General features: G+C 62.7%; 12 protein-coding genes and 2 pseudogenes. 5 read left to right on the plus strand and 9 right to left on the minus strand.

Annotation, left to right across the window (positions count from 1 at the left end; all coding sequences use genetic code 11):
• Both AWB68_RS46630 and AWB68_RS19820 read right to left on the minus strand, forming a co-directional pair.
• A pseudogene (locus tag AWB68_RS46630) lies at nucleotides 1-149 on the minus strand (1,2-phenylacetyl-CoA epoxidase subunit PaaA); the annotation flags it as partial.
• A 267-nt stretch (nucleotides 150-416) separates the two neighbouring features.
• The gene (locus AWB68_RS19820; protein ID WP_087646091.1) at nucleotides 417-1,172 is read right to left on the minus strand and encodes a hypothetical protein; all 756 of its coding nucleotides are present in this window, start codon (nucleotides 1,170-1,172) and stop codon (nucleotides 417-419) included.
• Between the two features lie 327 nt (nucleotides 1,173-1,499).
• Between AWB68_RS19820 and AWB68_RS19825 the strand changes: the two genes are divergently transcribed.
• The 4 genes from AWB68_RS19825 to AWB68_RS19840 all read left to right on the plus strand — a co-directional run bounded on the left by AWB68_RS19825 (nucleotide 1,500) and on the right by AWB68_RS19840 (nucleotide 5,438).
• A complete protein-coding gene (locus tag AWB68_RS19825; RefSeq protein ID WP_087646052.1) occupies nucleotides 1,500-1,889 on the plus strand; it encodes a tautomerase family protein in 390 nt (129 codons plus the stop codon).
• Nucleotides 1,890-2,144: 255 nt separating this feature from the next.
• Nucleotides 2,145-2,558 (plus strand): VOC family protein, encoded by a 414-nt coding sequence (locus AWB68_RS19830; protein ID WP_087646053.1) that lies wholly within the window; start codon nucleotides 2,145-2,147, stop codon nucleotides 2,556-2,558.
• 386 nt (nucleotides 2,559-2,944) lie between these two features.
• The gene (locus tag AWB68_RS19835; RefSeq protein WP_087646054.1) at nucleotides 2,945-4,291 is read left to right on the plus strand and encodes an acetyl-CoA hydrolase/transferase family protein; all 1,347 of its coding nucleotides are present in this window, start codon (nucleotides 2,945-2,947) and stop codon (nucleotides 4,289-4,291) included.
• 148 nt (nucleotides 4,292-4,439) lie between these two features.
• Nucleotides 4,440-5,438: a LysR family transcriptional regulator gene (locus AWB68_RS19840; protein ID WP_087646055.1), complete on the plus strand. Its 999-nt coding sequence runs from the start codon at nucleotides 4,440-4,442 to the stop codon at nucleotides 5,436-5,438.
• 22 nt (nucleotides 5,439-5,460) lie between these two features.
• Here AWB68_RS19840 and AWB68_RS19845 read toward each other — a convergent pair whose 3' ends face one another.
• Nucleotides 5,461-6,243 carry an SDR family NAD(P)-dependent oxidoreductase gene (locus tag AWB68_RS19845; protein WP_200828742.1) on the minus strand — a complete coding sequence of 261 codons (783 nt, stop codon included), beginning with the start codon at nucleotides 6,241-6,243 and terminating at the stop codon, nucleotides 5,461-5,463.
• Nucleotides 6,244-6,559: 316 nt separating this feature from the next.
• Between AWB68_RS19845 and AWB68_RS19850 the strand changes: the two genes are divergently transcribed.
• On the plus strand, nucleotides 6,560-7,495 hold the full coding sequence (locus tag AWB68_RS19850) for a LysR family transcriptional regulator (RefSeq protein WP_087646056.1): 936 nt from the start codon (nucleotides 6,560-6,562) through the stop codon (nucleotides 7,493-7,495).
• Between the two features lie 77 nt (nucleotides 7,496-7,572).
• Here AWB68_RS19850 and AWB68_RS19855 read toward each other — a convergent pair whose 3' ends face one another.
• The 6 genes and pseudogenes from AWB68_RS19855 to AWB68_RS19875 form a co-directional block, all read right to left on the minus strand.
• Nucleotides 7,573-9,576 carry an AMP-binding protein gene (locus tag AWB68_RS19855; RefSeq protein WP_087646057.1) on the minus strand — a complete coding sequence of 668 codons (2,004 nt, stop codon included), beginning with the start codon at nucleotides 9,574-9,576 and terminating at the stop codon, nucleotides 7,573-7,575.
• Nucleotides 9,577-9,783: 207 nt separating this feature from the next.
• Nucleotides 9,784-10,740 (minus strand): electron transfer flavoprotein subunit alpha/FixB family protein, encoded by a 957-nt coding sequence (locus tag AWB68_RS19860; protein ID WP_087646058.1) that lies wholly within the window; start codon nucleotides 10,738-10,740, stop codon nucleotides 9,784-9,786.
• A gap of 14 nt (nucleotides 10,741-10,754) precedes the next feature.
• On the minus strand, nucleotides 10,755-11,504 hold the full coding sequence (locus AWB68_RS19865; RefSeq protein ID WP_087646059.1) for an electron transfer flavoprotein subunit beta/FixA family protein: 750 nt from the start codon (nucleotides 11,502-11,504) through the stop codon (nucleotides 10,755-10,757).
• A gap of 72 nt (nucleotides 11,505-11,576) precedes the next feature.
• A pseudogene (locus AWB68_RS46635) lies at nucleotides 11,577-11,702 on the minus strand (citryl-CoA lyase); the annotation flags it as partial.
• 81 nt (nucleotides 11,703-11,783) lie between these two features.
• Nucleotides 11,784-12,653 carry a MaoC/PaaZ C-terminal domain-containing protein gene (locus tag AWB68_RS19870; protein WP_087646060.1) on the minus strand — a complete coding sequence of 290 codons (870 nt, stop codon included), beginning with the start codon at nucleotides 12,651-12,653 and terminating at the stop codon, nucleotides 11,784-11,786.
• Nucleotides 12,650-13,462, minus strand: coding sequence for an enoyl-CoA hydratase/isomerase family protein (locus AWB68_RS19875; RefSeq protein ID WP_087646093.1), 813 nt, complete (start codon nucleotides 13,460-13,462; stop codon nucleotides 12,650-12,652). Before AWB68_RS19875 ends, AWB68_RS19870 begins: the two co-directional genes overlap by 4 nt.
• Nucleotides 13,463-13,511: the final 49 nt, after the last annotated feature.

The raw sequence follows: 13,511 nt of genomic DNA on the forward strand, positions 1-13,511 counted from the left end.
TAGGCATCGGGCATCCAGTCCTGCGGCTCGATCTTGCCGTCGGCCTGCATCACGGCGTCGAAGCGTTGCTGCTCGGGGGAGGCGTTGGCATCGGGCGATGTGCCGAGAGACTGGACGTTGCCGGGGATATCGAGGGATTGGGTGTACATCACTGTTCCTTGGTTGGGGAGCGAGTGAAGCGATTATATCCAGACCGACCGGTCGGTTAATTATTTATTTGATCGGGAATAACCCGTAGATGATTTCTCCACACGAATGATTGACCGTGCGCAAAGCATCAGCGAATGAGCGGGAGACTGCATGGGCTGAACCGACCGAGGAGTTAAAGCGCGGATGGCGGGCACTGCGGTCGATGAGGGAATGCGGGAGTGGCCAAACCGACTTGACTCACAACGCATGGCGGAGCGGTGCTCCGTTCACATCATGCCGCCAGTGGCACCGGTTGTGCCGCCCGTGCCGGATGAAGGCGCGGACGTGGTTGTGAGGGGATGAGCAGCGCCCGCCGCCGATATCAGCGAGACGGCGGCCGGATCGGGCATGCCATTAGCGTCGATCGCGCCGGCTGTCGCCAGCGCGCCGAGATCGCTGTCGACGCCTGCTTGCCCGACGACAAACGGTGTCGTCAAAAACGCTGGCGCCGTCAGTGTGACCGAATAGCGCGACTGCAGATTCGCGACGACTGCCGATTGCGCAGCCAGCACATCGGTCTGGTTTGCCAACACCTGCTGGAACCGCGAGTTGCCAGGAAAACCCGCAATCAAGCCGCTCTCGGTCGTGCCGAGTTGTGCAGCGAGGTAGACGAGCATCAGCTCGGTCTCGGGCGTCGTATTGAAGGTGCCACCGGCAAATCCGAGCGAATGCAGGGTCATGCCGCCGGAGGTCACGGCGAGAATGCACGGAAGCGTGGCGTTGAACGTGATGTTGTAGTGCCCACCGCCGTCGGACAGGGCGGACCCCGATCCCTGCGCGCAAGTGAAGCTGACCATCGCGCTGGCGAGCGCCTTGCCCGTGGCGGCGGTGCCGGACAGCACGACGCTTGGCGCCACGTTAGCGCCGCTACAGCCATCCAGACCGATACAGGCGTTTCCGCCGCACCCGACGAGCGCGGCGAGCGAAGCCACGCAAAGTGCAGCCAACCCGGGGCGAGCCAAACGTGCATCGTCAGTGTTCATGTCCGCCTGCCATTGATGCGAGGGCATAAGGAGACCGGTCACATGCAAATGGACCGGTGCCATTTCCAATCTTATGCCCGATGCGCCGAAGCCGCTTGTCACGCCGCACACTTCGCCGCGATATTGCCATAGCGCTCGTCAAGCAGTGAAGGTGCGACTACACCTCATATCGCCCGTGCTTGTCCATTTCCATATCGTTCCGAGTGCTGAACAGTGATTTCACGTTCAGCGCTTCCAGCATGCTGTCTGCGCATCTACACTCAGTCCATCGGTTTATGCGTAGAAGGCGCCGTCCGCTTTCCCTGACCCTGCCAACTGGAGAAGTCAATGCCCATGCTCAAGTTTGATCTCGTCGAAGGCCGCACCGATGAACAAATTCAAACGATGCTCGATGCAGCGCATCGTGCCGTGCTGACAGCTTTCAACGTGCCCGAGCGCGATCGCTATCAGGTCGTCAATGAGCATAAAGCCTCGCGGATGGTGATCGAGGACACAGGTCTCGGCATCACGCGCACCAACAATGTCGTCGTCGTGTCCGTTGTTTCCCGCGAGCGTTCGAAGCAAGCGAAGCAGCTTTTCTATAGCGAACTGTGTCGCGAACTCGAAGCAAGCTGTGGCATCAAACCGAACGATGTCATGGTTTCGATAACCATCAACGCGGATGTCGACTGGAGCTTCGGCAACGGCGCCGCACAGTTCATCACAGGCGAACTTTGAGCTTTGAATTCCATGACAAGGCCAACAGCCTACGCGTTGGCCAGTTATCGAGAGTGTTCACGCTGGGAGCGTGTGCGGTCAATCGACTGGCGGGAAAAACATTCTTTCCCCCATGGCGTCAACGGCGCGGCGCAAGACATCGGCGCGGAACCGGAAGCCGCCGCTTGCCGGCGACCGGTTCGTCAACTACGATCAAGGCTAACGCCATGTCAATCGTCACGGCGCCTCGCTGGGTTATGAACGGAGAAGATGACCATGGACGACAAACCTCTGACGCGCGGAATCGACCATCTTGGGCTGACGGTTCGCGACCTCAACGTCACGCGCGATTTTTTCATCCAGTGCCTTGGCTGGACCCTGGTCGGAGAGCGTCCTAACTACCCTGCGGCCTTTGTGTCGGATGGCCACGTCATGCTGACGCTCTGGCAGGTGACAAATCCCGACGGGCGTGTTGAGTTCGACCGCAAGACCAATGTCGGTCTGCATCACCTCGCGTTACGGGTTGGCAGCGAAGAAGCGCTCAACGATATCTTTACACGCGTCTCAGGATGGCCCGGCGTGGTGGCCGAGTTCGCACCGGAGAACCTGGGTGAAGGACCGAAGCGGCACACGATGGTGTACGAACCCGGCGGCATCCGGCTCGAGTTCGATTTCGACCCGCGCATTTAGACGGTGGGGTCGAAGGTGCAGTTGCGAGGCAGGTTGGGTGCGCGCTGAAACGTCAGCGGCGCCAGGCTGGGGGTCGCCATTTTCGTGTCTCCATAACCTGATGTGGGTGACAGCAGCCGGCTGGTTTCTCGGCTGCGTGGAAAGGACAATAGCGGGATGCGCCGCGCCGCCCAATCCCTCCGTCGACATTGACTCTATGTGGGCGACTTAATGGGCTTCCATCGCCCGCGAGCGCTATCCACTTTCGCCAATCAATTTCCAACTCGCGAAGCGGCGCTTCTCGACACACAAATTGAAGACCTACGTGACCCGGCCTAGGATTCTGAGTACACGATCCGCTCCCCGGTGCAGGAGCGAAGCGCTCTAGCCAACCGGAGAGACCCCCCATGATTGTTTGCAGCAGCGTCGATGCGCTGGACCTGTCGGCCTTGATTCGCGCGGGCGATGCCGTCGTCTGTAGCCAGGGACTCGCCGAGCCCGTCACGCTGACGCGGGCACTGGTCTCGCAACGCAAGGCGATCGGTCCGATCAGTCTCTTCATCGGGCCGACGTACAGCGACACCTTCAATACCGCGCATGGCGATTCCATCGCGTTCAGGAGTTATTGCGGCACGGCCGGCAACGCACCGCTTCAGGCCGCGCGGGTGCTCGACATCGTCCCCGCGCATTACTCCGATCTGCCGCGTCTTTTCGAGCGCGGCATCTTTCCGGCTGACGTCGTCCTGCTGACGCTGAGCGAGCCTGACGAGCACGGCCGCTTCAACCTGGGGCTGGTCAACGATTACGTCGTCGATGCGGCGCGTCGTGCGCGAGTCGTGATCGCCGAAATCAGCGATCGCATGCCGCGGGTGTACGGCGCCGAATTGCCAGCCGACATTCGTCCGCATGTCGTCGTGCGCACGTCGCGCGATCCCATGAGCCTGCCACGCAAGGAACTCGACGATGCCAGTGAGCAAGACCGCGTCATTGCCCAATCGGTCGCATCGCTGATCCCCGACGGCGCGACGCTCGAGCTTGGAATCGGCACGTTGCCCGATCTGGTGTTGCAAGCGTTGCACGGCCACCGCGACATCGGCATCCATTCGGGCGTGTTGGGTGACGGCGTCGCGGACCTGATGGAACGCGGCGTGATCAATAACGCTCGCAAGCCAAACTTTCGCGGCATCAGCGTCGCGGGAATGTTGATGGGAAGCCGGCGCCTGTATGACTTCGCGCATGGCAACAGCAGCGTCTTTCTCGCTGCTCCAGGCGAAACGCACGACATCGGCGTGTTGCGCGCGATCCCGCATTTCATCGCGATCAACGGCGCGATCGAAATCGATTTGACCGGCCAGGTGAACGCCGAAACCGTGAATGGCAAATACGTGGGCGCAGTCGGCGGACAGGTCGACTTCGTGCGAGGCGCCAACGGTTCGCCTGGCGGCCGCTCGATCATGCTGCTGCCAGCTACGGCGCGCAACGGCGCGGTCAGCCGCATCGTCCCCTGTCTGCCGGGCTCGGTCGTCACCACTCCGCGCAGCGACGTCGACATCGTCGTCACCGAGTGGGGCATCGCCGAACTGCGCGGAAAGAGTCTGAGCGAACGCGCGGTAGCCCTTGCCGCGATTGCCCATCCCGACTTTCGCGAACCACTCGAACGGCTGGCTTGCGAGACGGGCCCGATACACGTGACCCGAGCCGGAACCTCGATTCAACGATGCCTGCATGACATCGAGGTCCGTGAGCATCCCTGAAGACAGGACATCTTCAATCGACGCGATCCGCCCCTCTTGCTGACCAAGGGAACTCCAGCACGTATACCCGCCGTTGACCATCAACCCGGCAACGTGATAGCTTTTTGAGCCAAGGAAAACAATAATAAAAAGTGACTCAGGAGGCGCAATGAACGGGCTCAGCATTCACTCCCTGGTGAGGAAAGTCGATCTCTTCACCTTGAAGCTCTTTCTCACCGCGATCGAGGAAGGCCAGATCGGCCGGGCCGCGGTGCGCGAGCACATCGCAGCCTCAGCCGCCACCAAGCGCATCCAGGACCTCGAAGATCTCGCAGGGCTCAAACTGTTGGACCGCAGCCCGAAAGGCGTCGTGCCGAGTGCGGCGGGCGAGGTATTCGCGCGTCACATCCGGATGATGCTCGCCAATCTCGACGACATGCGTCGCGAAATCGGAGAGTTCACGGAAGGCATTCGCGGCCATGTCGCCATCTGCGCGCCGCGCCTGATGATCACGGGATTCCTGGGTAACGAGATCGGCGATTTCACGCGGCGCTTCCCGCTGGTGAACATCGAGGTGCGGGAAGACAGCAATGCGAATGCGGTGAAGGCGGTCGCTGCCGGCGACGTCGATCTGTCAGTGTTCGTTGCGAACAACGAGTTGCCATGCGACACCATCGACATGGTCGAGTATCGGTCCGACAGGCTGGTCGCCGTGCTGCCGCCGAATCATCCGTTGAGCAGCCGGAGCAGTTTGACACTCGAAGAACTGCTCGATCTCGACTTCGTGGCACATCACACGACGGTGATCACCGGCATCCGTCGTGCGGCGATCGGCATTGGCCGGGAACTTCACGTGAAGTTAAGCGTGAACACGGTTGAATCCGCGCGCAGCCTCGTCAGAGCGGGCCTCGGCGTTACCGTGCAGCCAGGATGCATGCTGTCCGTGGAAGATCAGGCGCAACTCGCGGCGGTGCCACTCGACGGCGACTGGGCGAAGCTCAGTCATTGCATCGGGACGCTGCGCGGCCGTTCGTTGACGGCCGCCGCCAAAGCGCTGATCGATCAGCTCACGTCGCATGCGTCGGCGTTGACGGCAGAAGGCAACGCACCACCGCCGCATTCAGGCGCAGACGGCGAACGCATACCGACGAACCCGCTTGCGCATTGAATTGATCACATGCCACCGCCGCTCACCAGCCGCCGAATGACAGGCCGCCGTTCACGCTGATCGTCTGCCCCGTGACCTGGGCCGATTCCTCCGACGAGAGGAACACGGCGACCCGTGCCACTTCTTCCGCGGTAGGCGGTCGTCCGGAAGGGAAACGCTCGACCAGCTTGCTAAAAAGACGATGCTGGAAGTTTTCCTGCGCGAAGATGCGTTCCCACGAGGGCGTATCGGAGGTCAGCGTCAACGAGACGCTATTCACGCGAATCTTCCATCGCGAGAATTCCTTCGCAAGCGCCTTGGTCATCAGGATGACGCTTGCACCGACCGCACCGACGATCGACTCGCCCGGCGTCGGATGCCGGCCGGCATCGGTGCCGACCATCACGACCGCGCCGCCGCGAGTCTTCAGGTGTGGCACCGCCGCGTGGACCGGAAAGATGCGCGCGAAAAAGCGTGATTCGAACGCTTCCACCAGTTGCGCACCGGTCATGTCGGCGAAGGGCATCGGGCTGACCGATCCCTGCGCGCCAGAACTCACGACGATATCGATGCCGCCGTTGATGCTTGCGGCCGTCTCGGCCAGGCGGGTCGCCGCCGCGTAGTCAGCGCAATCGCCGAGGGCGTAGCTGACGCGGTCGGAAATCGAGCGCAGGCCGGCGACGGCTTTTTCCGCGGATTCCTGGGTTCTGCTGTTGATGACGACGATCGCACCGCTCGCGGCAAGCTTCTCGGCGATTCGCAATCCCAGCCCGCCGGATGCGCCCGTTACCAGTGCTACCTTGTCTTCGAAATCGGCATATCGCACGATCTGTCTCCTGTATGTTTGTGGGTTTTGCCAAACACGCGGCTTAGGAAGATCGTAGAGCCGACCCAACCACGACTCAATGAGTGAGTCACGAAGCGGCGCTTCTCTTTCCAAGAAGTACACGTCCCGCTTTGCTTCGCGAAGGCCTGATCTCAAACCTGTACGCTAACGTACAGGTTTGAGTATAATTGGGGCACTCCACGCCTGGCCGTCAGACGCGATCCTCTCAGCAAGATATCGACAACCCCTCGCGAAGGTCTGCATCGAGCCATTTCAATCATGCGCGAAGCGCACCACACCGCGGAGTAACCGAACCGTGGACACACTCACGAACATGCGGATCTTCGCTCGCGTAGCGGAAGAAGGCAGCTTCACCATCGCAGCGCGTCGCATGGACCTCACGACACCCGCCGTGTCACGCGCGATCACCGCCCTCGAAACGTATCTGCGCGCTCGCCTGATCAATCGAAGCACGCGCAGGCTCGTCCTCACCGAAGCGGGAATTCGCTATCTGCAGCGTTGTGAACAGATTCTCGCGTTCGTCGATCAGGCCGAAGCCGAGGCCGCCGACGCCCAGGTCAGTCCGACCGGCCAGCTCCGCATCCACGCGACGGCCAGCTTCGGCCGGACCTATGTCACGCCCGCCATCGTTCGCTACAAGCAACGCTATCCAGCGGTGTCGGTGGACCTCACTCTGTCGCAGCATGTGCCCGACATCATCGACGAGGGATACGATGTCAGCGTGCAACTGACAACCACTGACCTGCCCGATTCCAGCCTCGTCGCGCACCGGCTGGGTACGTTGCACAGCGTGTTGTGCGCAGCGCCCGCGTATCTGAGCGAACATGGCGCGCCACAAAGCGCTCAGGCCTTGTCGCGACATGCATGCTTCCAGTTCGTATCGGCCGTCTACGCCAACGACCGCTGGCTGCTCGAAGGGCCACATGGTGTTGAATCCGTGAATCTTTCGGAAGCGGGTTTTCGGACCAATTCGGCCGACGCGCTGGCGGTGGCCCTGAAGGAAGGAATCGGCATTGGGGCATTGCCGATGTCGACGGCGGTTTCAGCGGTGCGCGATGGCTCTCTGGCCCGGGTTCTGCCGGCCTACCGTCTTCAGCCACTCACGGCATACGCGCTCTATACCTCGCGCCGTTATCTCGACGCCAAGACGAAGACCTTTGTCGAGTTCCTGCAGCAGTTCATCCCAACGATGCTGGAAGCGCATGAGGCAGGTCTGCGGGACATGGCGTAGCGCATGTCGACGAGCCCGGCGCCAGCCATGCTCCACCGCGTTTTCGCGCGCTGCCGGGCGAGAACGCGCTTCCTTCTTCAACTACCTTGCGCGACCCGTACCGAAGCGGCGAGTGCATCGATCGCTTCGGGATTGGCAAGCGACGAGAGATCGCCCGGAGGCTGCCCCACGTAGACCGCCCGCACGACGCGGCGCATGATCTTCATGTTGCGGGTCTTCGGAAGGTCCGGCACGAACAACACCGCGGCGGGCCGGAACGCCACGCCAAGCCCCGCGACGACCGCATCGGACAGCCTCTTTTGCATGGCCGGCGTTGCCTCGACACCGGCCATCAGCGATACCACGAGCACGAGCGATTCACCCTTGACGACGTCCGGCACACCGATCGCCGCGACTTCCGCAGCCATGCCCGTCGCACTGACGAGCGCTTCGACCTCGGACGGGCCGGTTCGCTTGCCGGCGATCTTGAGCGTATCGTCGGAGCGACCGAGGATGAACCAGTAGCCGTCCTTGTCGACATATGCGCGGTCGCCGTGCCACCACACGCCGGGCACTTTGCTCCAGTAGCTCTCGATATAACGCTCTGGGTCGTGCCACAGGCCGCGCGTCAACCCGATCGACGATCGGCGCAACACCAGTTCACCCGTTCCGCCCGGTTCGACGGACCGCCCCGTCTCGTCGACGACATCGGCTCCGATGCACGGCACGGGGCCCGAGAATGCGCAGGGCTTCATCGGATGCAGCACCGTGCCGGTCACGATGGCCCCGCCGACTTCAGTACCGCCGCAATAGTTGATGATCGGTGCGCGGCGCGCGCAGACCTTCTCGAACATCCACCGCCATGCGTCCTCGTTCCACGCTTCGCCGGTCGAGAGCGTGATCCGCAACGACGAAAGATCGTATTGGTCGATACCCGCGCCGCCGGCCTGGATGAAGCTGCGAACGATGGTCGGCGCGATGCCGAGCACGCTCACCCTGTTTTCCTCGATGAGGCGCCAGAAGCGGCCGGCATCGGGATAATCGTGGGCGCCTTCGGCCATCACCATGGTGGCGCCGAGCAAGGTGGTCGAGTAAATGAGGATGGGGCCGACCAGCCAGCCCATGTCGCTCATCCACATCATCCGGTCGCTCGCCTTATAGTCTGCGCACAGGCCCATGTCGAGTGCAAGCTTGACGATGAAGCCGCAATGCGTGTGCACCGTGCCCTTCGGCTTGCCCGTGGTGCCCGAGGTGTACATCACCATCATCGGCGCGTCGGCATCGACCATGGTGGTCGGCGCGTGATCGGTGCGGCCTTCGCAGATCTCATGCCACCACTGGTCGCGTCCGGCCTCCCACGGCAGCGGGCCGTCGACGTTCTTCAACACGACGACGTGCCGCAGCGCCGGCACGTCCTTCACCGCGAGGTCGACGGTCGTCTTCATGTCGATCCGCTTGCCGCGACGCCAGGTGCCATCGGCCGTCAACACGCCCACGGCGCGGCCGTCGTTCAGCCGAGAAGCGATCGCGGCGGGACCGAAGCCCGAGAAAAGCGGCAACACGATGCCGCCGATCTTCGAGATCGCCAGCAATGCCGCGGCCGCTTCCGGCACCATCGGCATGCATACGCCGATGACGTCACCGGGGCCGAAGCCCAGCGCACGCAACCCCTCTGCAAGGCGGCTCGTCTGTGCGCCGAGTTCGGCGTAGCTCCAGCGACGCTTCCTCCCGTCCTCCCCCTCCCACACCACCGCATCCTTTGCAGCATGAGCTTCGTCTTCGTGGCGGTCGAGACAGTTCAACACCGCGTTGCCCGTCGCGCCGACGCACCACTTCGTCCACTCGATGCCTTCCGTGTCGTCGAACACGCGCGAATAAGGGCGATCGAAGCGAATGTCCATATGCTCGATGATCTGGTTCCAGAAGCCCGCCGGGTCCGAGTCGGCAAGCGCGATCAGTTGTCGATAGCCCTGCGGGTCCGCGGATTCGATACCGACGCGCCGCATGAATCCGGCGAGATTGCTCGATTGCACGAGCTCGGCATCCGGGCGCCAGACGATCTTGGCGTTCTCGTTGATCTCTTCCACTTTGTCTGTCTCCATGCGGGTCGTCGCACCGGTGTGGTGGTCGCCTTCGCGAATCGTGTTGTGAGGAACCAGCCGTTGCTAATCAATGCGTCACCCGCGAAGGACTGGCACGCGCCGCAGAGTCGGCCAGCATGGCTTCATGCTACGTCGCTCCCTGCGAACTGCAATTTCCGAATTTCGAACCGCCTGCTTCTCATCGACGAGTTCACTCCCGAAGTCCGCTCAAAGCGCCGCGTCCAGCTCCGGCACCACGCTGAACAGATCGCCGACCAGACCGTAATCGGCGACACTGAATATCGGTGCTTCCGGGTCCTTGTTGATCGCGACGATCACCTTCGAGTCCTTCATGCCCGCCAGATGCTGGATCGCCCCGGAAATGCCCACCGCGATATACAACTGCGGCGCGACGATCTTGCCCGTCTGCCCGACCTGATAGTCGTTGGGCACGTAGCCCGCATCGACGGCCGCGCGCGAAGCGCCCATCGCGGCACCAAGCGTGTCCGCCAGAGGCTCCAGCACCTTCGTATAGTTCTCGCCACTGCCGAGACCACGGCCGCCCGAGACGATGATGTCCGCGCTCGTCAGTTCCGGACGATCGAGTTTCGTCACTTGGCGGCTTACGAACTGCGAAATGCCGGCGTCGGCGGCTGCGTCGATCGTCTCGACCGGCGCATTGCCGCCTGCGGCCGCGACCGGGTCGAAGCCCGTCGTGCGGACGGTGATGACCTTGATCGCATCCGACGACTGCACGACGGCAATCGCGTTGCCCGCATAGATGGGACGCTCGAACGTATCCTCGGCAACGACGGCGGTGATGTCGCTGATCTGCGCGACATCCAGCTTCGCCGCGATGCGCGGCGCGATGTTCTTGCCGTATGCCGTCGCGGGCGCGAGGATGTGCGAGTAGTCGTTCGACGGGTCGCTCAAAAGCGTCAGCACCGTTGCCTCGACGTTTTCCGCGAGGCCATCGGCCAGTTGCGGCGCGTCCGCGAGCAGCACCTTTGTGACGCCTGCGATCTTCGCGGCCGCATCCGCTGCGCCCCGTGCGTGGTGTCCCGCGACCAGTACATGAATGTCCCGGTTCGAGAAGCTGGCGATGACAGCGGCGGCCGCTATCGTATTCAACGTGGCCGGTTTGATCGACGCGGCGTCCTGTTCAGCAATAACCAGAATCGTCATTTCTTTTTCTCCCTTTACAGCACCTTGGCTTCATTCCTGAGCTTCGCGACGAGCGAACCCACATCGGGGACCTTCACGCCAGCGGTGCGCCTGGGTGGCTCACTGACCTTCAGCGTCTTCAGACGCGGCGTCACATCGACGCCGAGGTCTTCGGGTTTCATCGTGACCAGCGGCTTCTTCTTTGCCTTCATGATGTTGGGCAGCGTCACATAGCGCGGCTCGTTCAGGCGCAGATCGGTGGTCACCACGGCAGGCAGCTTCAGCGACAGCGCTTCTGCCCCGCCATCGACTTCGCGCGAAACGGTGGCCCGGCCGCCGGCGATCGTCACACTGGAAGCGAACGTCGCCTGCGGCAGACCCGCCAGTGCCGCGAGCATTTGCCCGGTCTGGTTGGAATCGTCGTCGATGGCTTGCTTGCCGAGGATCACCAGTTGCGGCTGCTCCCTGTCGACCAGCGTCTTCAAAATCTTCGCCACCGCGAGCGGTTCGACCGGCTCGTTCGATTCGACGAGGATCGCGCGATCCGCGCCGATAGCGAGCGCCGTGCGCAACGTTTCCTGCGCCTGCGCGACCCCCACCGACACCGCGATCACCTCCGTCGCCACGCCTCTTTCCTTCAGGCGCACGGCCTCTTCCACCGCAATCTCGTCGAACGGATTGATCGACATTTTCACGTTGGCGATATCGACGCCGGACTGGTCGGATTTCACGCCGACCTTGACGTTCGCATCGACCACGCGTTTCACCGCGACCAGGATTTTCAAGTTCAATCTCCTCACTTTGCTTGCGTTGTTTCACTGACACGCGCCATTGCGCGACCTTTACATGCGCCCCGCTCACGCCTCTGCACGCAAGTACGCGGACGCCTCGTCCTCGACGCGCTGCCACAGTTCTAAAAACGCCATCGGCCGTTCGCCTTCTTCCAGCAGATGCCCGACCAGCCCGATGGCGCGCGCCATCACTTTGCGATGTCGGAACGCACCAGCGGTTTCGGTTGACGGGACATGACATGATTTCCGTGAAGGAGTGAGCAGACGCGCGTTTTAGCGCAGTTCCGCGTAACCATTGTTGAGCACGACGACATCGCGCTCGATCACGCGTGAACGGAAATGCACCACGTTATTCTCATGCCAGACTTCGGTACGGATCGTCTCGCCCGGATAAACCGGCGCCGTGAAGCGCGCACGGAACAGCGCGAGGCGCGTCGGGTCGCTGCTGCACGTCGTCTTCAGCACCGCGTGCGCCGCCACGCCCCAGGTCGCGAGACCATGCAGGATCGGACGCTCGAAGCCGGCATTGCGGGCGACGTCGGGATCGACGTGCAACGGGTTGTCGTCGCCCGACAGGCGGTAGATATGCGCGATTTCCGGACGCGTCGGCAAATCGCAAACCGCGTCGGGCCCGTGCTCGGGCACCGGCGGCGGCGAGCTTGGCGCTTCGTCGCTCGGGTCTCCGCCCGCGCTGTATCCGCCATCGCCGCGACAGAAATTCAACTGCTCGATGGTCGCCAGCAGTTCGCCGGTTGCCTTGTCGGTCACGGTGCGTTCTATCAGCACGAGCGCGCCCTTTCCCGGACCCTTGTCGACAATGCGCGCGACCCGCGAGCGGCCGATCACGGTCGCTTCGCGTGGCAGCGGCTTGTGAACGCGCAACGTCTGCTCGCCGTGCAGCATGCGGACCCAGTCGATCCCGCTACGCGGGTCCTTGACCCAGAAGCCCGGGAAACCGAGCGCGACAGCGAAGGTCGGCGTGACGCGCAGTTCCTTCTCGTAGACGAACGCAAGCTCGTCGGGATCGAGCGGATTCGACCCATAGCCTGCACCGAGGCTATAGAGGATCACGTCGCGGGCACAGTAATGCTGCTCGATATCCTCGAACGGCCAGTTCTTCAGGTTGTGGTAGTCGATCGTCATTGCAGGTTTCCCAGGCTTGGGCCTGAAGCGGGCCATTTGAAGAGCGGCGCGTCCTTCTCCTTGAAGCGCCGCACGGCTTCCTTGTGGTATCCGGTCGTGAACGCGATGCCTTGCGCAAGCGCCTCCATCTCGAGCATCCCGCGCAGGTCGCTGCTCAACGACTGATTGATCGCGCGCTTGGCAAGGCCGAACGCAACGGGCGATGCGTTCGCAAGGCTTGTCGCCAGTTGCCGGGCGCGGTCGTGCAACGCCTCCTTTGCAACGATCTCGAACACAGCGCCCATCTGCCGCGCTTCGTGAGCGTCGATTTCCCGCGCACTGAAGACGAGGTCCCGGGTGCGCGCCATCCCGATCACGCGTGGCAGGGTGTAGAACGCACCGCAGTCCGGAACGAGGCCGACCTTCATGAACGGCATGCAAAAGCGCGCGCGCGGTGTCGCGATCACGAAGTCAGCCAGCAAGGCGAGACTGAATCCGGCGCCATAGGTGACGCCGTCCACCGCCGCGATGACCGGCCGGTCGAGATCGAGCAGCAGGCCGATCCAGCCATGCAGGTCGTCGATGCGCTCGCGTCCTGCCTGGGCGTCGGCCACGTTCATCGCGCGGATGTCGCCGCCGGAACAAAAGTCCTCACCGCTGCCGCGCAGGATGACCGCGCGCACGGAGCGGTCCGCGCGAATCGCGTGGACTGTGTCGCGCAACGCATGGCGCATCGGGTCGTTCAATGCGTTCTTTTGCTGCGGACGGTTCAGCGTCAGCGTGGCGATGCCGTCGGTCAGGTCCACCAGCAGGCTTGCTTCTTCATTCATCGATTTCGCTCCAGTCAGTGGGCGGGAATCCGCGAGGCTCGCGAGAGCG

The organism is Caballeronia choica, assembly GCF_001544535.1.
GTDB classification, from domain to species: domain Bacteria; phylum Pseudomonadota; class Gammaproteobacteria; order Burkholderiales; family Burkholderiaceae; genus Caballeronia; species Caballeronia choica.

Bases quoted from the DNA above. Each gene is read 5' to 3' on its own strand.
- AWB68_RS19835 (WP_087646054.1), top strand. From the start codon at position 2,945: ATGATTGTTTGCAGCAGCGTCGATGCGCTGGACCTGTCGGCCTTGATT.
- AWB68_RS19830 (WP_087646053.1), top strand. From the start codon at position 2,145: ATGGACGACAAACCTCTGACGCGCGGAATCGACCATCTTGGGCTGACG.
- AWB68_RS19875 (WP_087646093.1), bottom strand. From the start codon at position 13,462: ATGAATGAAGAAGCAAGCCTGCTGGTGGACCTGACCGACGGCATCGCC.
- AWB68_RS19840 (WP_087646055.1), top strand. From the start codon at position 4,440: ATGAACGGGCTCAGCATTCACTCCCTGGTGAGGAAAGTCGATCTCTTC.
- AWB68_RS19870 (WP_087646060.1), bottom strand. From the start codon at position 12,653: ATGACGATCGACTACCACAACCTGAAGAACTGGCCGTTCGAGGATATC.
- AWB68_RS19860 (WP_087646058.1), bottom strand. From the start codon at position 10,740: ATGACGATTCTGGTTATTGCTGAACAGGACGCCGCGTCGATCAAACCG.
- AWB68_RS19820 (WP_087646091.1), bottom strand. From the start codon at position 1,172: ATGAACACTGACGATGCACGTTTGGCTCGCCCCGGGTTGGCTGCACTT.
- AWB68_RS19825 (WP_087646052.1), top strand. From the start codon at position 1,500: ATGCCCATGCTCAAGTTTGATCTCGTCGAAGGCCGCACCGATGAACAA.
- AWB68_RS19855 (WP_087646057.1), bottom strand. From the start codon at position 9,576: ATGGAGACAGACAAAGTGGAAGAGATCAACGAGAACGCCAAGATCGTC.